This window comes from Candidatus Hydrogenedentota bacterium (genome assembly GCA_018005585.1).
Lineage (GTDB): Bacteria > Hydrogenedentota > Hydrogenedentia > Hydrogenedentales > JAGMZX01 > JAGMZX01.
The window spans coordinates 14825-35310 of sequence record JAGMZX010000036.1 but is presented as its reverse complement, the minus strand read 5'-3'; the positions used below and the strand labels follow the sequence as shown (position 1 = coordinate 35310).

Below are 20486 nucleotides of genomic sequence, written 5' to 3'. Positions count from 1 at the left end.
TCTGCTGGAGGGCCGCCCGTATGGGCGCGCGTGCCGCTCGAGCGGCAAGGCGTTTTCTTCCGCGGGCCTTTTGAGCGGAACGACGTTGTTTCACGACGCGGAGATGGCGAAAATGTCGCTTATTTGGGCGGACGGCATGTGCTATGGTCTGACTCAGGAAGGCGAGATGCGATTGACACGGCCGGGCAGGGACCAGGTCGAGATTGTCAGCGGTTTCGAAGCGGATTCGGAGAACCGGGAGCTTGCCGTTGCGTATCCGGTGGTGTGGGGCGGCCGGCTTTGTGTCTGCCATGGAACCCACCTGTGGTTATACGATGTGCGGGCTGCCCATAAGAATGCGGTCGGAATCACGAGTGCCGGGTGTACCGGGCCTGACCGTGAAGCCCGGGGGTGTCCTGGGCTGCCGCACGACCTTTCGTGCCGTCAAGAGGAGAACGTATCGTGACGATTCAGGCGTTTTCGACCTTGCGCAGTGCGCTGATGTGGTGTTTTCTGGCTTGCCTGGGCATGGCGTCCATCGAAGTCCTTACCTACTATTCCACGAGCGACCCGCTTGCATCGATGCCCTTTGTGGAATTCGCGCAGCGGTTTTCCGTCGTGACGGCAATCCTGCTGCTCGTAGCCATCCTTGCCTGGCTGCTCCTCCATTTCTTCGTCGTGTTTCTGGGCGGAGTCCGGCCGGGGATCGCGCTCTTCTTCCTGCTCTCGTTTTTGATGCTCTTCGATTTCATGGTGCAGTCGCTCGACCTCGTATTTACCTACACCGACAAATACAGGGAACATCGGCAGTTATTGCTCACGGATTTCGCGGCCATTTCGTTCATAATTGCGGGAGTCACGAGTCTCGTGTACGCGAAAGTGACCCGCAGGCGCGGTCCGGTTGCTCTCAGTCCGCGGGTTTTCACCATAGTCGTCTTCGTGCTCGGCGTATGGGCCGTCGCGACGTGGGCGAGAGGCCGCGCATTCGCGGAAGCGGGCGGCGGCGTGTTCTGGGGCGCGTGTGCGGCCGCCGCTGTCGTTGGGGGGGTGCTTATCTGGCGGCTTGGCAGGTCGCCTCGCCTGCTGGGCGCGGCGCTGGCCGCGGTGGCCGCGGCCGTGTGCGCGCCGCTGCCGTGGGGTCTTGCGCTGCCAGCGGAACGCGCGCCAGCGGCGCCAGCCCTTTCTGCCGCGGACCACGCGATAAAGCGTATCCTGCTCATCACCGTGGATACGCTGCGCCGGGACGCGCTGGGGTGTTACAGCGCGAGACAGGACAGCACCCCGCGCATAGACGCGTTCGCGCGCGACGGCGCGATATTCTCCAATGCGTTCAGCACCGCGCCGTGGACCTATCCCTCGGTCGCATCGATACTGACGGGGTTGCCGCCGCGGGTTCACCTGCTCACGGACGGCACGCATGCGTTGCCGGACAAAGTGCCCACCATGGCCGAGTGCTTCGCGGCGGCCGGGTACCGGACTGCCGGACTCGGCTTCAACGGTTTCCTTCTGCCCCGCAGCAAACTCAATCGGGGGTTCCATGAGTACACTTGGTTCCCGCGGGAATCGGCCCCGGTCAAGCATTTCGGACTGGGGCTCCCGCGCTGGCTGACGGGGTCTGTCTCGGAGAAGCCTGCTTCCACCGAACTGACGGAGCATGCCATTTCCTGGCTGAAAGACCACGCCCGGGAGGATTTCTTCTTCTGGGTGCATTACCTCGAGCCGCACATTCCCTATGCGCCGCCGGAAGCGTACCTGCCGGCCGGCCCGAAACTGCGCGAACAGGGCGATCATTTCAGCGATGTCACGCGCGGCCGTGTGGGATGTGTCGCGCGGAGCGCGGAGGAACGCGCGTGGATTCGCGCGCTCTACGAGGGCGACGTGCGCTACGTTGACGCCGAAATCGGCCGGTTGCTGGACGCGCTGCGCGAACTTGGGCTATACGATGACACGCTTATCGTGCTGACCGCCGACCACGGCGAAGAGTTCTGGGACCATGACCGGTTCGAGCACGGGCACACGCTCTACAACGAATTGGTGCAGGTGCCGTTGTTGGTCAAGCTGCCGGGAAGCCGCGGGGCCGGAACGGTCGATGCCCGCGTTTCTACGCAGGCTATCCTGCCCACCGTTCTCGACCTGTGCGGCGTCCGGCCCGCGACCGCGCGGGGGCTGGCGCCGTCCTTTGCAGAAGCACTCGGCGCCGCGCCGCCCGGGTATCAGGAGACGCCGGTGTACAGTGGCGCGACCCTTTTTCAGGACCGTGCGGAAAGCGTCGTGTTCGGGCCCATGAAGTACGTGCGGGGTCAGATCTCCGGGCACGAGATGCTGTTCAATCTCGAACAGGACCCCCGCGAAATGAATTCCCTTGTTTCGGAGGACGCGGAGAACCTGGCGCGCGGCAGGCAATTGCTCGATGAGGCCGTCGCCGCGCAAGAGCGGCTGCGGGAACAAATGGGCGTCGTCGTCGAGGATAAGGACTTCCTGGGCGAAGAAGCCGTGCAGTCGTTGAAAGCACTGGGCTACCTGTGAATTCCGCCCGGCGCGGCGCTCCGGGCCGGTTATGCCTTCCGCGCAACGACGAGCATCTCGAAGTCCTCGGTGGTGAGCTTGTCGTCCCTGGAAAAGGCGCCCAGTTTTGCGCCGAATATATTCACGCAAGCATACCCGAGCGTCTTCAAAAGCCACGTAATCTCGCTCGGGACGTAGTAGCGCTCGTTACAGTGAAGCGTTAGCTTGCTTCCGTTGTCATCAATTAATTCGGTGACGTTGAAGTCGCGGAACGTCATCAAGTCAAAGGTATTGCTCCGGTAGGTGGCGTTGCCGGGCCCCCCTGATTCGGCGCAGAACGCCTCCACGCTGTGATAGAGGGGAAACAAGCCGTTCAGCGTAGTGAATAGAAACTTCCCTTGATCCTTCAGAGCTCGCGTTACCCCTTTCAGTATCTCGAAATTCATCTCGTCTGTTTCCATCAGCGGGAATGCGCCTTCGCAAAGCATGATCGCCGCGTCGAATTCCGCGTGAAACGGCAACTGCCTTGCGTCGCAGCGCCTGAAATCTATGTCCAGGGACTGTGCGCCGGCCTTCGCGCGCGCCGCCGCAAGCTGTGATTCGGACAAATCGACGCCCGTCACGCGATAGCCCCGCTTCGTCAATTCGATCGCGTGCCTGCCCGTCCCGCAGCCGACGTCCAGGACCTTCTGCGACTTGTCGTATTGAAGTTCCCGTTCAATGAAGTCGCATTCCCCCAGCGTTCCTTGCGTGAAGCATTCCTGGTCGTATTTTTGCGCATAGTTCTCGAAAAGCGTCTCGTACCATTGTTTTTGGCTCATTTCAACAACTCCCTTCCGCGGCTGTTCGCGGATGAAGACCCCCGCAAGCCCCCATCCCTGCCTTGGTGCGGGCATAGTTCACGACTCGAACGCGGCGCACGATTGCCGCATTATGTTCCGGTTCCCTCCACGTGTCAAAACAGGGAGGCGCGCCCGTTTGAAATATCCGGGGCAAACGTGGTTATGTCATTCTTGAATTGCGCTGGAACCCGTTTCTAAGACGCGAGGTGGTCCCGTGATGATTTCAACCTTGGCTTGCCTGTGTCTTGTTGCCGCCGCACGGACGCCCGACGTTATCGTGATTCCGCTGCGTCCCGACCCGCCCATTGCGGTTGATGGCGCGCTGGACGATTGGGCGGTGGTTCCGAATGCCATTGCGATTGACCAGCCTGAGCAGGCGGTCTGGGGCGCGAGCAGTTGGCGCGGCCCGGAAGACCTGAGCGGCGCTGTACATCTGGCGTGGCGCACGGAATCGTTGTTTGTGGCGGTTCACGTGACCGATGACAGCCTGCGCCAGACGCAGCGCGGCGATGGCATGTGGCGCGGCGACCACGTCGAACTCTACCTGGACGCGCAGCCGCAGCTGGAGCCCGCGCGCGATGCGTTCGGCGCGGCTCAGTTTCAGATTGCGCTGAGCCCTGGCAACTTCGGGGTCTCCGGCGACCCACTCGTGGACTGTCCTCCGGAAGCGTATGTCTATCGCCCGGTGGGCGCGTCCGTCGCGGGCATTGCCGTAGCGGCCAGGCGTACAGCAACGGGGTACGCGCTGGAAGCGGCGATACCGTGGGCCGTTTTGGGTGTGACTCGTCCGGAAACTGGCACGGCGCTTCGCATTGAAGCGGGCCTGTCGGACACAGATTGCGCGGAGCCGCGGCAGGAATCGCTTATGACGATCTCCTCCGCGAATTGGGGCCTCGTGCGTTCCCGGCTGTGCCCGGCGGTGCTGGCCCAGGCGGACGGCGCCGCACCCGCCGCGGAGCCGCCGCTGCGCGTTTTCGAAGGGCTGCGCGTGGAGCAGGGAGGCAAGCAGACGTGCACATTCGGAGTGGGGGGTGTTCCGGAGGGGAGGCGGGCGGTCCTGTCCATGGATGCGCGGCTCGATTTTGAGAGGCCCGCGGGATTCACCGGCGCGCTGCGCCTGACGCTGAACAGCGAGCCGGTGACGGCGGCCATGCTCGCCAACAAGCCCGCGCGCGTGAAGGCGCGGGGCGGCGACGTGTACTCGACGTGCGGCGCCAATGTGTTCAACATCTTCTACGCGCCGGATTTCACCAGCGTGGATGCCGACCCGCATTACGGCCTGCTCGACGGCGTCAAGGCCTGTGTGTTTGAGTGGGATGTGACCGCGCTGGTGCGTTCGGGTGAGAATGTGCTCACCATCGAGCATGCGGCCCCGGCGTCCGTGACGAATACGCTCATCGCGGCGAACGGGCAATTGCTGTTTCGCGTGCCGCCGCCCGCGGCGAAGGAAAAGGCGGCAGCGCCAACCGGGGCACTGCCGTTCATCGAGCCGCGCACGCAAGTTGCCGCGTTCGAGGTCAGAGAAGAGCCGGAAGCCGCCTTGGAAGTTGTCGTGAACGGCGAGTCCTTCCGCATCGAGAGCCAGTTCTCGACACCCGATGGCACATGGGTACATGGTGGGTGTTCCCGTTTCGGCCACGAGCGCGTCATCGAACGGCGGGAACCGGAGGACGGCGCGCAGAGCCTTGGCCGTCCGGAGGCTGTCGTCATTCGCGACACCTGGAGCAACAAGACGGACGCAAACCTGCCTCTTATGCACCGGCATCAGGTGGTGCTCGGCGGCCGGCTGCGAAAACTGTGGCTGTCGGGACTCGAACAGGGCGGCAACAGCGGATCGCGGTCAGACCCGTCCAACCCGACCACGTTTGCCGCGACGGAGCGGCTGGGAATAGGGCTGCTGCCGCTGGACGACGTGTTCCGGGTACACATTGCCAATTTCGCGGCGGAGGGTAAAGCCGGAATCGCCGACAACAGCCTCGTCCTGCGCCCGGGCGCGTCATACACGGCCGAGTGGGCCATCATTCCGGCGGATGTTCCGGACTACTGGCCCTTTCTGAATGCGGCGCGACGGCTTGTCGACGCGAATTTCACGATCGACGGCGGTTTCGCTTTTCTGCGCGCGGGCCCGCTGACGGACGCGTGGTCCGACCGTCAAATCACGGATTTCCTGCGCTTCAAGAGCGTGCGTTACGCGTGCGCATCCATCGACCATCCGCGCTACAAAGGGCACTACACGCATGGGACCTCGTTCCAGGAGGTCGCGCACGACAACTATGCCGCGTCTTTTCAGCGCTGGCGCGGGCTCGTCCCGGACATCCAGTGTCTGGTCTACTTCCATTGTTTCATTGACGTGCTGGACGAAGCGCCCGAGCGGTATGCCGATGCGCGGCTGTTGCGTTCCGACGGCGCGCAGGCCGATTACGGCGAACCCTATTACCGCATCTTCATTCCAACGGAGACCAACAGTTACGGCCGCGCGATTCCAGGGAATATCGACATCATTTTCGACGAAATCGGCGCGGACGGCGTGTATTGGGACGAACACGAATACAGCCGCTGGGGATATCACTACGGCGAACCGTGGGACGGCTGCTCGGGCGATATCGACCCGGTCCAGTTCACGCTCAGCGGCCTCAAGTCGTCGGTGACGCTGTTGTCGGAGCGGTGGCGCGTCGCGCTGGCGAAACGCATCCTGAGCCGCGGGCCGCTGATTGGCAATGGAGTGCCCTTCACGCGCGCAATGGCCGCGCTGCACTTCCCGTGTTTTGTCGAGACCGGCAGCATCACGCACTGCGCGCAGGCGCACCTGTATTCGCCCATTGCGCTTGGCGACCATCTGACGGAACAGAGCGAGACGGACGCCTACGCTGTAATGCTGGCCGCGCTGGATTACGGCTGTGTTTATCATTGGTACAACGACATGACGGTCATCCCGACCCATCCGCACCTGACGCAATACATGTTTCCCATGACGCCCATCGAGTTGCACGAGGGGTATATCATCGGGCGCGAACGAATCATCACGAAGAAGAGCGGTTGTTTTGGCTGGGGCGACGCGTCACGGCACGAAACGCATGTGTTTGACGATACGGGGCGGGAAGTCCCGGACTTCGCGGCGCCGCAGGTCGAGCGGGACGGCAAACGTTACAGCGAGGTGCGCATCGCGGAAGGGTGGTCCGCCGCCGTCGTGCGGCTTCCATAACCTGCGCGCCTGCCGGCGCGCGGCAGCCATCACAGGCGCTGCAGCAAAGCCGCCACCTTTTCCTCGAATACGTGCTGCCATTCCGGCGCGAGGATGCAGTCGCAGTCTTCCTGCGCATAACCCGAATTGCGCAACTGCTCCGCCGTGGGTGCATAGTAGATATAGCCGTTTGTGCATCCGGCGACGAAGGTCAGTTCATGCGGCGACAACGCCTTGATATTCAACCCGATCTGGACCGTCGGTTCGCCGGGGAACGTGACCAGCACGAATTCGCCGATACGCACCCCGAGAATCTCCACATCGATTGTGCGGCCCGCCAGGCTCGATAGATACGCCTGATGCTTGCGCAGCAAGTCCAGATTCGTCTGCAGGCGCGTCAGTTCTTCCATGATATAGACGTTTTCGGCGTACTGTCTCATCTTTTCGCGGTTCTCGGCGTCGAGATGCAGCAAGTCATCGCGCCCCATGCCTTCTTCATGCAGATAGCCGTGCGCGTAGTACGACGGAAACTCGCTCGACAGGCCATGCTTCGCGGTCAGATGCAGAAACGACAGCAGATTCAGGCTCGTTCCCTTCAAAGACTGCAGCAGCCGCGTCTGCCTGGCTTCCAGCGCGGCAATCCGGGGCGCCCAGTCGGCGAGCGGCAGCGCGATGGTTTCGCGGATGACGCGGAGAGCTGAGTCGTCTCGGCATTGAACGCCGCGCAGTGCGCGTAACGCGCTTAACCCGAGCAGGTTGCCCAACGGCTCGGCGTCGCGCGGATGATCGATGTCCTTGTAGAACACGGGGTTGATGTCCCCGGCGCAACCTTGCAGAAACAAGGAGACCGCGCCCTCGCCCAGGTTTTCCTCAATCACTTGGGACGCAAAACCCGTGATGTCGGCCGTGTTCCCGCCTCCGGGCGCCCCCTGGATGGGGTGGCAGGCGAAATGGTAGACGGCCGCAAGGGCCTGTCCGTTTGGCTTGTCCAGGCGCAGCACGCCGATTTCCGGGTCGACAGGTCCAACCCCCGCGATCCATTCATCGGGCGGCAGCGCATACGCGTGGCGGCTGTCGGCCTCGCCGCCGTCTTTCAGCCGGTAGCGCCGGTTTTCCATGATCCGTTCTTCGTAACCCGCGCCCGCGCCCGCGCGGACGGGCGTCAAATTGCGCGTAGCTTCCATAACCGCCTGGACGGTTCGGTCCGCGACGTCGGCGCAGACGGCCGCGTGGCAGTGGCTGGCGCTGACGAGGACATGCCCCGGGTCGATGTCCAGTTCCTGCTCGAGCCGTGCGCGCACCGTGGGCAGGTAGTCGTTGCCAAGCCTGCCGATTTCCGCTACGGCGACGGCGTCCACGGCGATGATGGCGAGCATTGTCTCGTCGTTCCGCAGCACGAGCGCCTTCACGTACGGCGGGGTGGCGGCTGGTCCGGCTTCCGGGTCCGAGATGTCTGCTTTGGCTGCTCCGGCAAGGAGCGTGCCGGCTTGCGCCGAGGCTGTTTCCAGGAATACAGCGGTCGCGACAACCGCAACGCACGCCAGGATGGGAGACCTGATGTCGCGGCATGCTTGAACGCGACGCGGACGGGCATGCCGCGGCGGAACGCGCCTCGTTGTCATAGCATCAGCCTTCCGTGACAAACCACAACCCTGAAAAGATTATGCGCGTTTGATACTCAGGAAATCATCTGCCTGCACGGGCAGTGACTTGCCGCGCAGTGCGCGTGGCCGCCGCTCGGACGCGGATTGCCGCGCTGCGTTCAGCGGCTCTGGATTTGCGCGGCCTGCGCGAGCTTCCGAGATTCGCGGGAAGGCAACTGAAGCTTGGGAAGATGTATGAAGAAACGGGTGTGGCTGCTGAGGTGGTCAGCGTCAATCACCCCGTGGTGGGCTTCCACGACCGTGCGGCAAATACTGAGCCCAAGGCCAAGCGCATGGTGTTTCGCCTTTGTGGTGAAGAAGGGCCGGAATAGTTGGCCGGCGCTTTCTGTGGGGATGCCCCCGCCGCTGTCTTCAACGGCGATCTCCACACTGTCGCCCAAGTCCGCTGCGGAGAGCCGGACCCATTTCGCGGGAAGGTCTTTGACCGCGTCGAAGGAATTGTTCAAGAGACTGAGGATAACCTGGCCTATCTGCGCGGCGCGGCATTCGACGGCAAGCTCTTTGTCACATACCTGATTCTCCAGGCGAATCCCGGAGAGGCGGAAACGTTCCTGGCAAATAGCCAAGGTCTCGGCAACGAGATTCGCTATCGAGGCAACTTCAAACGGGTCGTCGGAGGCGTCGTGAGAGAGGGAACGCAAACCGATGAGGACATTCTTGATGCGGTTGATATGACGGTGAATCATGGGCACGAGCCGGTTCGCGGGGCCTTCGTTTCCTTGGGCCGCGGCGAGGGCCTCCAACTGTTCCGCGCAGCCGGAGATAACGGCCAGGGGATTGTTGATTTCGTGCGCAATGCCGCCGGCCATGGCGCCCAGGGAAGCGAGGCGGGCGCTCTCAACCATCCTCGCGCGCTCCAGCGCCAGCGATTCCTGCGCTTCCACGCGCAAGGTGATATCTTCGACCAGCCCGTTGAAATAGGGCTGCCCGTGCTGGTCATGTTTCGTCACCGCGGAGATTGACCCCCAAATGGGCCGTCCCTTGAGGGTCACCAACTGCACCTCTTCGTTCTTGACGAAACCCTGTTGCAGGAGCTTGCGGGACAACTCGTCGCGATCGGCCGCGAACCGGTACACATCACTGACCCGGTGTTTGCGGAGCTCTTCCTCCGAATCCGCCTCAAGAATAGCTACTTGGGCCGGGTTGACCTCCAGGAAACGCCCATCCGGGCCGGGGTTGGTGCGGAAGACGCCAATGGGCAGGCTATCCAGCAGTTCCTCGTGTTGCTGCTTTTCCTGCAGGGCGGACTGTTCGCTCCGTGTTCGCCTCAGGATCTCTTCCGAAAGGTGCTCTTGTTGTACGGTCAGCCTCTGTTTCGCCGCGAACAAGTCAACGATTGCCATGAAGAAGGCCGCTGTCAAGAACACGAGACCGAAGCCGTTCAAGGCGTCGTCGAAGACATGCATGAGGTCGTACAGGTTATTGGGCGGGTCTTGATGCAGGAAATCCAACAGGCCAAGTATGCGCGCGGCCCGGCTGGCCTGCGACAGGACCAGCAGTAGCGTGCCCGCGAGCAGAAGACTGGTGACCCGGCGCTCGTCTCGAATCTTCAGGAAAAGATACAGCAGCGCCGCCATGGTGATGGCAACCGCCGAAATATCGCAGGCCGCGTGCACTTGGGGAATATCGGCGTTGAGCATCCCCATGACGAAATCAGGCACTACCACCACGAAGGCAGCCCATGCCAACGGAATTATCATGATGATGCGCAGGCGTGCCGCCGCACGGCCGCTTGTCCCCGGTTCCGCGAGGCCCGCGTCATCAGAGTCGAAATTCCGCCCCATTTCTCTCACCCTTGCGCGCGGATGCTCTGGAAACGGAACGTTCCGTTAGACCTGAACAACCCTTGCGTGCGGATTCTGTTTTGCCGCAGCCACCTGTCTGCGCCAAGTCTGCCGTGAACCGAATGTTGCACGGGTGCCGCTCGTGGTCGAGTTTCCGGCTGTCTTACTGAAGAAGTCTTCGATGTCCTCACCCATCGACAGAGGCACCCCACCGCTCTACGCAAACCAAGTGTACCGGAAGAACGGGCTCGCTGCAAGGGGGCGGGGCGCAAACCGTGGATCCGCCCTCTGCTTACCGAGGAATCGGGAGTCCGTCGCGCCCCGGGAATTGCGGCGCCCTCAATGTGCTGCCAGGGGCGAGGCACGCCTCGCCCCCTGCAAAACGGAAGCAAACCCGTGCGATCCATTGCCCGTCAATCGGCTCACGCAATTCCAGAATTGGTCGAAAAAATGTAATATATATAAAAAGACATATACTAGAATAATATTTGAAGTATTTTTGGGTTAAATTGGCGCACGGCACGGATAGCCTGACTCTGACTGAGTATTGCTGGAGATTATTCGCGCCGTCGGGCTGTTCCGCGGGAATCATTTGCAGGCCATGGCCGGCAAGAGTTGACAAGATTTGAGCAGAGCCCCATAATCAAGATGCGGGGTTATGCTTATGGAGATGCGCCGGCGTGAACGGCCAAAGCCCCGAATGAGCCCGTGTCGCGGGAAACGTGCTTCCTTCACGCGGGCAAAGAGGCGGCGACAGCAAAGAAGAGTTTACGCCCGGGGGCCGGTCCCAGATAGGGATTTGCAGGGGCGTTCCCGCTGGATGCAGGAAATTCCCGATCGGGGCTTGTGCCCGCAGCAAGAAACCCCGGGAGCGTGAGGGAGGTGTCCAATGACCATCTCAAGTCAGGGGCGCGAGGCCGTCTGTGAAGAACGCACGCCGGCTGAAGCCGCACTGCGGGAAAAAGAGCAACTGCTGCACAACCTCGCTGACAATCTGCCCAACGTTGTGGTCTATCAGGTCATGGCTACGCCGGACGGCGGCAGGTGCTTCACCTATGTGGGCCGCGGCGTGGAACAGCTGAATGAATTCACCGCGGAAGAACTGATGGCCGATGCGACGCTTCTCTATTCTCAGATGCTGCCGGAGTACCGGGAGGTTGTCAGAGAACGCGAAGCGGAAGCTCTGCGGAATGTGACCCCGGTGCGGGTCGAAGTGCAGAGCCGTCTGCCGAGCGGGCGCGTGCGCTGGTTTGCATACACTTCCACGCCTCGCCGGCTGCCGGACGGCGCCGTGGCATGGGACGGCGTCGAAGTGGATATTACGGCACGCAAGGAGGCCGAAGAGGCGCTGGAGCGGCGCGTGGCGGAGCGAACGGCGGAGTTGAGCCTGGCCAATCAGCGCCTGGAAGCGACGATTGAGGAACACCGGAAGGCAGAGAGTCTGCTGCGGGACAGCGAGGAACGCTTCCGCTCCCTGTACATGGCTTCCCGGGACGCGATCATGGTCGTGACTCCGGACCGGGGATTCCTGGCCGCGAACCCGGCCACCGTCGCCTTGTTCGCGTGCCGGGATGAGCAGGAGTTCACGAACCATACGCCGGCGTCGCTCTCGCCGGAGCGCCAGCCGGACGGAGCGCCGTCAACCGATAAGTCGCAGGAGATGATGCGCCTGGCGCTTGAGAGGGGTTCGCATTTCTTTGAATGGACCCATTGCAGGGCGGACGGCGCCGAGTTCCCCGCCACGGTGATGCTGTCGCGGATCGAACACCGCGGCACGTCGGCCCTGACGGCCACGGTGCGCGACATCACCCGGGAAAAGACGGTTGAAAACGCGCTCAGAGAGACCAACGAATACCTGGAGAATCTGTTCAATCGGGCGAACGCGCCGATCATCGTCTGGAACGCGCAATTGAGAATCACCCGCTTCAACCGCGCCTTCGAACTCCTGACAGGGCGGCCGGCGGACACGGTCATCGGACAACCCTTGGAGATTCTCTTTCCTCCCGAACGCGTGGAAAGCTCGATGGAACTCATCCGGAAGGCACTGGCAGGCGAACATTGGGAAACCATCGAAATCGAAATACTGCGCACCGATGGGACCGTGCGCACCGTATTCTGGAACTCCGCGACGATCCTTGATCCTGCCGGGCAGATGCCCGTGGCGACCATTGCGCAGGGGCAGGACATCACCGAGCGCAAGAAGGCGGAAGAAGAACTGAGGGGGCTCCAGGAGCTGTATCAGGCTGTTGTAGAAGACCAGACGGAGGTCATCTGCAGGCTGAACCCGGAAGGGCAGATCACCTTTGCCAATGACACGTTCTGCCGCTTTTTCGGGCGCGGAAAAGGAGAACTGATCGGCCGGGTATGGACTCCGTGCGCGCATTCCGGCGATGTGGAACGGGTCAGACACGGACTAGGCCAACTCTCGCCTGAGAATCCGGTTGTTGTTATTGAGAACCGGGTTATCTCCGGAAACGGCGCGCAGCGTTGGATGCAGTTCGTCAATCGCGGCTTTTTTGATACCGAGGGCAATCTCCGGGAAATCCAGAGCGTTGGGCGCGATGTCTCCGAGCGCAAGCAGATGGAGGGACTGCTGAAAGAAAGCGAGGCGCGCTACCGCGCACTTTTCGATCAGGCAGTGGACGGGATCGTATTCATGTCGATTGACGGCGCACATCTTGTTGTGAACGAGGCATTTGCCCTGATGCACGGCTATGACCATCCGCGCGAAATGGAGTCCGTGAGACTGGAGGATCTCGAAACGTCCGAAACCGCCCAACTGCGGCCCGAGCGCCTGCGCCGCCTGATAGACGGCGAGAGCATGACGTTCGAGGTCGAACACTTCCGGAAAGACAGGTCCGTTTTCCCGCTGGACGTCAGTTGCAGGGTCATACGAGTGGGAGGGGAGCGCTATTTGCTCGGATTCCACCGCGACATCACCGACCGCAAGAAAACAGAGGCTGCCCTGCGGGAATCCGAGGCCAAATACCGGACATTGATAGAGGAATCGATTCAAGGGATCGGGATTACGAAGGGGAATCGAGTCGTATTCGCCAATCGGGCTTTGGTGGAAATGTTCGGCTACGACTCTCTCGAGCAGGCGGTGCACATCCCCTTGCTTGACTTTTTCGCGCCCGAGTCCCGGGAAAAGGCGCGCCAGAGGCTTGAGCAGCGGGAATCCGGCCAGCCGGTGCCGCAGCCGGGCGAATACAAGGCCGTCAGGAAGGATGGTTCGATAATAGACGTGCAAACGCAATCCGCGGACATCGTTATTGGCAATGAGCGGCTTACCCAGACGGCGTTTCGAGACGTTACGGAATTGAAGAAGGCGGAAGCGGAGCGGCGTCACCTCGAAGCACAGCTTCAATATGCGCAAAAACTGGAGAGCCTCGGCGTGCTCGCGGGCGGCATCGCGCACGATTTCAATAACGTTCTGAATCTCGTTTTCGCAAACGTTCACCACGCAAAGAAGGTGCTGTCCGAACTGTCGCCCGCCAGGCCCTTTGTCGACAACATTGAACGGTCCGCCGGCCGCGCGGCCGCGCTGACGCGCCAGATGCTGGCCTATTCCGGCAAGGGGAGCTTTCGCCTCGAAGTGCTCGAGATTGGCGAAATCGTGGCAGAGATGGTTCACTTGGTTCAATCATCGGTCTCGAAAAAAGCGGCGCTGCGGGTGAACCTGGCAAGTGACCTTCCGCCCGTTGAAGCCGACCCGGCGCAGGTCCAGCAGGTTGTCATGAACCTGATTCTCAATGCGTGCGAGGCTTTGGACGAAGAACTAGGCGGGCTGGTCACGGTGTCGGCGAGGGCGCTTCACTGCGTCAAGCAGGACTTGCTCGAGAATAAGGTGATGTTGGACGCCCCGGAAGGCGATTACGTGTGCGTCGAGGTGACCGATACGGGAAGCGGCATGAGCGAAGAGACTAAGGACCGGCTCTTCGACCCCTTCTTCACGACCAAGTTCACGGGGCGCGGGCTGGGAATGTCGGCCGTGCTGGGAATCATGCGCGCCCATCATGGCGCCATCCTTGTCGATAGCGGTGTCGGGAAGGGGACGACGGTGCGGGTCTTTTTCCCTGTATCGGCCAGACCTCTGTCTCAGGCCGCTGAGGCGGCCCGGGAAGCTCCCACCGCCATGTCGCGGAGAACCGCGACCATTCTCTTCGTGGACGATGAAGTCGATATGCTGGACCTCGGCGCGCTGGCGCTCCGGCAGATGGGTTACGAAGTGCTTACCGCGGCCAATGGCGGGGAGGCCATCGAGATCTTTGAAACGCACGCGGGTATCATCGATTGCGTGCTGCTTGACTTGGGCATGCCGTACATGGACGGCGCGCAGACGCTGGCGGAATTGCGCCGGATTAATCCCGAGGTCCGCGTCATTTTGGCGAGCGGCTACACCGAGCACGAGATCCAGACGCGCCTTGCGGGGCAAACCGTGCAGGCCTTGGTTGTGAAGCCCTATGACTTCAGTACCCTGCAGACGGTGCTTCAGGAAGTATTGAGCTGACGGGAAACCGGCGTGCGCTCTCCCTCGCCCGTGTCAATCTTCACTCGATTACCGTGGGTTCCAGAGGGTGCCCCGGTTTGGGGCGATCGATGGCAGCCGCCACGAACGGGGTGACGGGATAGTCGCCGATGCTCTCGCCGTCGGGCGCGCCCGTCGGATAGCGGACGAACCGGACGTGGCCGTCCATGTATAGCACGTTTGCGCCGCCGGGAATGTGGTTGAACGCGACTACGCCGACGCCCGGGGCCCCGGTCAGTGCCCCGCCGCTGGTGATCGTGTCAAAAGCGATGGGCACGGTGCTCTGGGCCTCGGCGCCCGCCGCGGGATTGTTGACGTCGGTGATCAGGAACCGTTCTATGCCGTCGCGGAGACGGTAGATGGTCACCCGGTCGCCGGTCTGGCCGCCGGAGCCCGTGACGCCCACGTTTGGATAGATGCTCGCCAGCCCCATCGAGTCGGCAACCGCATAATCGGCGGGGTTGAAGGTCATGTCTTCCAGTTCGACGGGCGCCGCACCGCTGTCCCCGCCGATTTTCTGGCCAACGAGCATCCCGAAGAAGTCGGAATCCTGCGTCGTAGCCCAGCCCAGGTAGGCGTAGGAGAGGAACTTGCCCATGGTACTCCAGTCCATGAACTCCTGCACCGAACTCAGCGTGCGCGTGAGCGTACTGCTGCCCTGGGGATAGTCGATACTGACCACGTGTCCGTCCTGCAGCCATTCCAGGGTCTTTCTCGGACCGTCCGCCGTTGCGGAAGAAGGACAGAAAAGCACGTTGAAATCGGTCAGATATTCTGGATAGAGCTGCCGCGGGTACCACAGGCACTTTTGGAACCCGGGCTGCGCCTGGCCGTTCGAACCCAGTGTCAATGCGTTGGACGGATAGCGTTCACCGGGGGACTCGCCGGCGTACATGCGGCAGATGAGCCCCAGTTCCTTGAGGTTGTTGGCGCAACTGGCGCGGCGCGCCGCCTCGCGCGCCCGCGCCAGCGCGGGCAACAGAATCGCCGCCAGAATGCCGATAATGGCGATCACGACTAATAGCTCGATCAGCGTGAATCCCGTTCTTCGCATCGCTTTCCCCCGTGGCCGTCTACGCGACACTATCGCTTTCTGTTACTGCTTTTCGCGGACGCAAGTCCGTCATCACAGATAGGCATGCCACACCGCAGCCTTTCACGTCTGCGGATTAACCGTACATGCATCACTTGCCAATGTCAAAGGGGCGCTTGAAGGCGCGAAGCCATAGTTGTGCTATGCTACGGCGCAACCACTGGCAGGGGCACGCAACGAAGCGAGGCAGCACCATGATTCTGCTCAATCCAAGACATCACAACCGTCCCTATCCCGATGAACGGTCCCGCGAGATCATGCTGAAAACGATTGACTTCTTTGAGCGTAAAGGGCTCGTGCGGGTCAAGGAAGACGACCGTACATTCAAGTGGTACGCGGACTTCCTTGCGTTTCAGAAGCAGGAGAAACTCTTCGCTACGCTGTTGACGCCGTCTGCCTACGGCGGGAAGGACTGCCGCTGGGACACGTGGCGCAACTGCGAGTTCAACGAGATTCTCGGCTTCTACGGCCTTCACTACTGGTACACGTGGCAGGTCTCGATTCTCGGTCTCGGCCCAATCTGGATGTCCGGCAACGAGGCCCTGAAGCAGCGCGCGGCGAGACTGCTCGACGAGGGCGCGATCTTCGCGTTCGGCCTGTCGGAAAAGGAGCACGGCGCGGACGTCTACTCGACTGAGATGCGCCTCGACCCCGACGGCGCGGGCGGCTACAAGGCGAACGGGTCCAAGTACTACATCGGCAACGGCAACGAGGCCGAGATGGTCTCCGTATTCGGCAAGTCCGCGGACAGCGGCGAGTACGTCTTCTTCAACGCCAACTACCGGCACAAGAAGTACGAACTGATCAAGAACGTCGTGAACAGCCAGTCCTATGTGTCCGAATTTGCGCTGCACGATTACCCGGTCCCCGAATCGGAGATTCTCAGCAAGGGCCAGAACGCGTGGGATTGCGCGCTGAACACGGTGAATATCGGCAAGTATAACCTCGGCTGGGCCTCGATCGGCATCTGCACGCACGCCATGTACGAGGCGGTGCGGCATGCCGCGAACCGTACGCTCTACGGCATGAAAGTGACCGATTTTCCGCACGTGAAGCAGTTGTTCACCGATGCGTATGCGCGGCTCGTGGCGATGAAGCTGTTCGCGTTGCGCGCGGCGGACTACATGCGCGTGGCGTCGCCGGAGGACCGCCGGTACCTGCTTTACAACCCGGCGGTGAAGATGAAGGTCACGACGCAGGGCGAGGAGGTGATCAACCTCATGTGGGACGTGATCGCGGCGAAGGGGTTCGAGAAGGACATGTACTTCGAGATGGCCGCGCGCGACATCCGCGCGCTGCCGAAGCTGGAGGGCACGGTACACGTCAATATCGCGCTGATTATCAAGTTCATGCCGAACTACTTCTTCAACCCGAAGGCATTCCCTGAGACGCCGCGGCAGATGGAGGCGCGCAACGACGACTTCCTCTTCCGGCAGGGGCCGACGCGCGGCCTTGGCGGCATTCAGTTCCACGATTACACTGCGGCGTATGACGGCTACGACCTGCCGAATGTGAACATCTTCAAGCAGCAAATCGCGCTGTTCAGGGAATCGCTGATGGCCGCGCCGCCTACGAAGGAACAACAGAAAGACATCGACCTGCTGCTGAGCATCGGCGAATTGTTCACGCTTGTGGTCTACGGGCAACTGGTGCTTGAAAACGCGCGCATTTACGAAATCGGCAACGACCTCGTGGACCAGATTTTCGATTTCATGGTGCGCGACTTTTCGAAGTTCGCGCTGCAGGTGCTCGGCAAGCCGAGTTCCACGCCGGAGCAGGTCGAGTATTGCCGCAAAATGATCCTGAAGCCCGCGTTCGACGCGGACCGCTACCACCGCGTCTGGAACGAGCAGGTGTTGCCGCTGAAGGACGCTTACGTGATGAATCCGTAGGCTCTAGCGGGAAGCATCCTTCGGCGACCAGAGCAATGCGCGGCGGTAGAGGCCATTCTGCTGCGTGGCTTCGAGGCGGTTGGCCTGCACGAGCACGGCGACGCCGTTGGTTTCGCCGGGCCGAATCCAAGGTGAAACATCGAGATCGAGCGGGCGAAAATGGTCGATTCGGCCTGTCGGCGCGTCGATCAGGTTGCCGTTCACCCATACCCAGAGCGCCCGGTTGCCGCCCGCGTCGCGGTCGGTCGCAACGCCTGCGAGCGTCAGCGTGAGTGGACGCCCTGCGGCCTCCGCGGCGACGGGGAACGTGGTGCGATACCACGCCTTGCCCCAATAGCCGCGGCCGGAGGCGTCCTGTTCGCCTTGATTCTCCCAGTAGTCCGTGACGTCGATATCGCGCCAATCTTCGCCGTTTCCGGTCAGATACCATTGATACAAAACGCCTTCGTCGTGCGGGTCGGTGCGGAATTGCCACACGCGCGGAAGCAACGCGATCAGATTGCCTTTCGTCCCATCCGTACGCGCAACCAGTTCCTCGAATACGCGCGTCCATGACGTGAGGCTGAACGAATGGTCCGCGGCCAAGGGGTTGTCGCGGGGCAACAGGCCATGCTGGACCGATTCTATTTCGTCGCGCAATAAAGCCATGCGCTGCGACTGTTCGAGCGCGGCGGCGAATTGGCCCTCGGCGGCGGCGCGTTCCATTTCAACATACGCCGTCAGGTGATCGTGTACCCGGCGAAACAAATGCACGCGCGTCTTCTCTGCCTCGCTTCCGGCGCTGCGTTCCGCCTTTTCCACGAATTCACCGAGTTTGCCTTCGACCGGCGTGAGTACCCGCATCCAGGGAATCGGGCGGCTCCACCACGCGTGCACGGGCGCGTCGTCGAGCGCATTCTGCATTGTCCACAGGTACTTCTCGATGGGGCGCGCGGCAGGGCCATAGAAACGCGCGCAGAAGTCGTGAACGATGTCCTCGACATCCTCTTCGACATTCCACATCAGCCGCGAGCGGACATAGTAGTTCAACTGCGTGACCATCCAGACATTCTGGCCTTCGGACCAGAAGCCCCACACGCCGCGGTCGTGCAGCCAGCGGATATCGTGTTCGAGCAGGCGCAGTGAACTGAAGGGCGTGCCGTCAAGTGACTTGCCCGGGTCGTAGTCGTAGACGAAGACGCAGCGGAGATCGTCCGTCCAACGCTTGAGTATTTGCGCGTAAAGTTGCCGCTGGCTGCAGCGCGGATCGTCGATGCGGTGCAGGGTGCATGTCGAGAGCATCGCGGATTGAATGCCAAGGTTGGGACTGATCGGTCCGACGCCCTCCGGCGGGCGCACGCGGTTGGCGTAACCGTTCGTCAGTATCCAGCGGTCCGGAAAGTCGCGGTAGACTTCCTGCGCGACACGGTTTGCGAATATGAACCAGAGATCGCTCAGGCTTGGGTCGCCGAAACCCTTGCCGGAGAATCCCTGAATTGCCGCCTCGCAGCGTGCGCAATAACAGCGGGGATGGCCGTCCGGCGGGCCGAACCCGAATGAGATTTGATCGGGATTGGAGCGAAACGCTTCCTTGATCGTCTCCGCGGCGATCTGCGCGGCCTCCGGCTCGGTCGGACAAATCATCTCGCGCTCGCGTTGGCCGTCCTTGCCCAATGCGAAGACCTGCGGGTGCGTGTCGAAATACATCTCGGGCGGCACCAGCCGGGTGACCGTGCCGTCGCCCGGCAGGCTCAAGCCCGCAAGCGAATTCACGCGATTGCGCTCGCACCACTCGCCGAACCACTCCTGGTCCTCGGAAGAGGCGGGCATCCAGCCGGAATACCAGATATTGCGAAAGCGGAAACTGGGCCGCTCGACGCGGTCCGTGTCCGGGAACACGATGGTGTCCATTTGCGGCACGACTTCGCCCAGCGGGCCCGGGAAATACCAACGGCAGCCGAGCGCCTGCAACGCATCATATACGGCGTACAAGGTGCCCTGATACATGCGCTCCTCGTTGCCTGCGAGCACGAGCGCATCGCCAAGCGTCTTGACGACATAGCCTTCCTCATTCATCACCGTGGTGAAACCGGACGGCACGTCAACGCCAAGCTGTTCGAGCGCCTTGCTGTGTCCAACCAGGATACGTGCACCCGAAGCGGCGCCGCTTTCCGCGACGATGGGCACGCGCGCGCCGCTCATGCGTTCGAGAAATGTCTGCAGCATCTCCGCCGCGCGTTGCGCCTGCGCGCTCGGGGCATCCGCGAGTACGATAGATGTAACGGGATCGACGTTGCGAATGATGGAGACATCAGCGATGGCCGGCGCGCCGACAACCAGCAAGAGGGACAAGCAGAGCACGGTCGACAATGCCCGATACATGATTTCTACCCTTTCACGCGCAGTTCCCGCAATAGATCCATAATTCTGCGCCGCGTCTGCTGAAATTCGCGCCATTGGGCGTCGGCTTGCGCGCGCATGCCCGGGAGGCCTTCGCGGCCGGGCGTGGTGGTGCCGCCGGTCCCGCAGAAACCGCCGATATGCGACGCGCCTTCGCCGAGGAGCTGCTCGGCGCGTTGCACCGCGTCCCCGGACGCGTTGGCCTGTTTCGCTGCTGCGAGCGCCTCGCGCAAGACGGTGAGCATCCCATAATCTTCGATACCGTCGCGGATGCCGTACCAGCGTTTGCTGCGCACGACGCCCTGGCCGGGATAGATGATGAGGTAGTCGTGGCCGTCGGGCGGCGTGAACCAGGGGTCGTTCTGCGAGGTGCAGTAGGACCAGAACCCGATGCCGGTCAGGCCGTGATGCCATACGAGCCACGCCTGCGCTCGGTAATAGCCTAGCGGCGATTGGTGCTTGACGTTATCGTCGCATTCGTAAGTCCAGTGCGTCCTTCCTTGCTGCTTGATGAATGCGAGTTTGTCGGCGTTGATATCGAGCAGGAACCCGTTCCGGTTCGGGCACCAGATATCCACGTAGGGCGCCATGCGCTGCAGTTCGTCCATCGTGATGCGCGCGACGGGGTCGGTGTACATG

Annotated in this window: 11 protein-coding genes; 5 read left to right on the top strand and 6 right to left on the bottom strand. The window is 61.9% G+C overall.

Annotated elements, in window-relative coordinates; genetic code table 11:
* The first annotated feature begins 112 nt into the window (after positions 1 to 112).
* Positions 113 to 445 (top strand): hypothetical protein, encoded by a 333-nt coding sequence (locus KA184_08360; protein MBP8129582.1) that lies wholly within the window; start codon positions 113 to 115, stop codon positions 443 to 445.
* On the top strand, positions 442 to 2505 hold the full coding sequence (locus tag KA184_08355; protein ID MBP8129581.1) for a sulfatase: 2064 nt from the start codon (positions 442 to 444) through the stop codon (positions 2503 to 2505). Before KA184_08360 ends, KA184_08355 begins: the two co-directional genes overlap by 4 nt.
* A 29-nt stretch (positions 2506 to 2534) precedes the next feature.
* Here KA184_08355 and KA184_08350 read toward each other — a convergent pair whose 3' ends face one another.
* The gene (locus tag KA184_08350; GenBank protein MBP8129580.1) at positions 2535 to 3305 is read right to left on the bottom strand and encodes a methyltransferase domain-containing protein; all 771 of its coding nucleotides are present in this window, start codon (positions 3303 to 3305) and stop codon (positions 2535 to 2537) included.
* Between the two features lie 235 nt (positions 3306 to 3540).
* On the opposite strand from KA184_08350, the gene KA184_08345 reads away from it, so the two are divergent.
* Positions 3541 to 6528 carry a hypothetical protein gene (locus KA184_08345; protein MBP8129579.1) on the top strand — a complete coding sequence of 996 codons (2988 nt, stop codon included), beginning with the start codon at positions 3541 to 3543 and terminating at the stop codon, positions 6526 to 6528.
* A gap of 29 nt (positions 6529 to 6557) precedes the next feature.
* On the opposite strand, the gene KA184_08340 is transcribed toward KA184_08345, so the two are convergent.
* Both KA184_08340 and KA184_08335 read right to left on the bottom strand, forming a co-directional pair.
* The gene (locus KA184_08340; GenBank protein ID MBP8129578.1) at positions 6558 to 8015 is read right to left on the bottom strand and encodes a hypothetical protein; all 1458 of its coding nucleotides are present in this window, start codon (positions 8013 to 8015) and stop codon (positions 6558 to 6560) included.
* A gap of 254 nt (positions 8016 to 8269) precedes the next feature.
* A complete protein-coding gene (locus tag KA184_08335; protein MBP8129577.1) occupies positions 8270 to 9955 on the bottom strand; it encodes a PAS domain-containing protein in 1686 nt (561 codons plus the stop codon).
* A gap of 889 nt (positions 9956 to 10844) precedes the next feature.
* On the opposite strand from KA184_08335, the gene KA184_08330 reads away from it, so the two are divergent.
* Entirely contained in the window at positions 10845 to 14465 is a 3621-nt protein-coding gene (locus KA184_08330; protein MBP8129576.1) for a PAS domain S-box protein, read from the top strand.
* A 40-nt stretch (positions 14466 to 14505) separates the two neighbouring features.
* On the opposite strand, the gene KA184_08325 is transcribed toward KA184_08330, so the two are convergent.
* The gene (locus KA184_08325; protein ID MBP8129575.1) at positions 14506 to 15537 is read right to left on the bottom strand and encodes a DUF1559 domain-containing protein; all 1032 of its coding nucleotides are present in this window, start codon (positions 15535 to 15537) and stop codon (positions 14506 to 14508) included.
* Positions 15538 to 15770: 233 nt separating this feature from the next.
* Here KA184_08325 and KA184_08320 point away from each other — a divergent pair, with 233 nt between their 5' ends.
* On the top strand, positions 15771 to 17468 hold the full coding sequence (locus tag KA184_08320; protein MBP8129574.1) for an acyl-CoA dehydrogenase: 1698 nt from the start codon (positions 15771 to 15773) through the stop codon (positions 17466 to 17468).
* A gap of 3 nt (positions 17469 to 17471) precedes the next feature.
* Here the strand turns inward: KA184_08320 and KA184_08315 are convergent, their stop codons facing one another.
* Both KA184_08315 and KA184_08310 read right to left on the bottom strand, forming a co-directional pair.
* A complete protein-coding gene (locus KA184_08315) occupies positions 17472 to 19829 on the bottom strand; it encodes a DUF4838 domain-containing protein (protein ID MBP8129573.1) in 2358 nt (785 codons plus the stop codon).
* A gap of 5 nt (positions 19830 to 19834) precedes the next feature.
* The coding region (locus KA184_08310; GenBank protein ID MBP8129572.1) for a DUF4091 domain-containing protein at positions 19835 to 20486 on the bottom strand (652 nt) is incomplete at its 5' end.

Excerpts from the sequence above, each read along its gene's own strand:
- KA184_08360 (MBP8129582.1), top strand. The coding sequence starts at position 113 with ATGTCGCTTATTTGGGCGGACGGCATGTGCTATGGTCTGACTCAGGAA.
- KA184_08350 (MBP8129580.1), bottom strand. The coding sequence starts at position 3,305 with ATGAGCCAAAAACAATGGTACGAGACGCTTTTCGAGAACTATGCGCAA.
- KA184_08335 (MBP8129577.1), bottom strand. The coding sequence starts at position 9,955 with ATGGGGCGGAATTTCGACTCTGATGACGCGGGCCTCGCGGAACCGGGG.
- KA184_08330 (MBP8129576.1), top strand. The coding sequence starts at position 10,845 with ATGACCATCTCAAGTCAGGGGCGCGAGGCCGTCTGTGAAGAACGCACG.
- KA184_08325 (MBP8129575.1), bottom strand. The coding sequence starts at position 15,537 with ATGCGAAGAACGGGATTCACGCTGATCGAGCTATTAGTCGTGATCGCC.
- KA184_08320 (MBP8129574.1), top strand. The coding sequence starts at position 15,771 with ATGATTCTGCTCAATCCAAGACATCACAACCGTCCCTATCCCGATGAA.
- KA184_08315 (MBP8129573.1), bottom strand. The coding sequence starts at position 19,829 with ATGTATCGGGCATTGTCGACCGTGCTCTGCTTGTCCCTCTTGCTGGTT.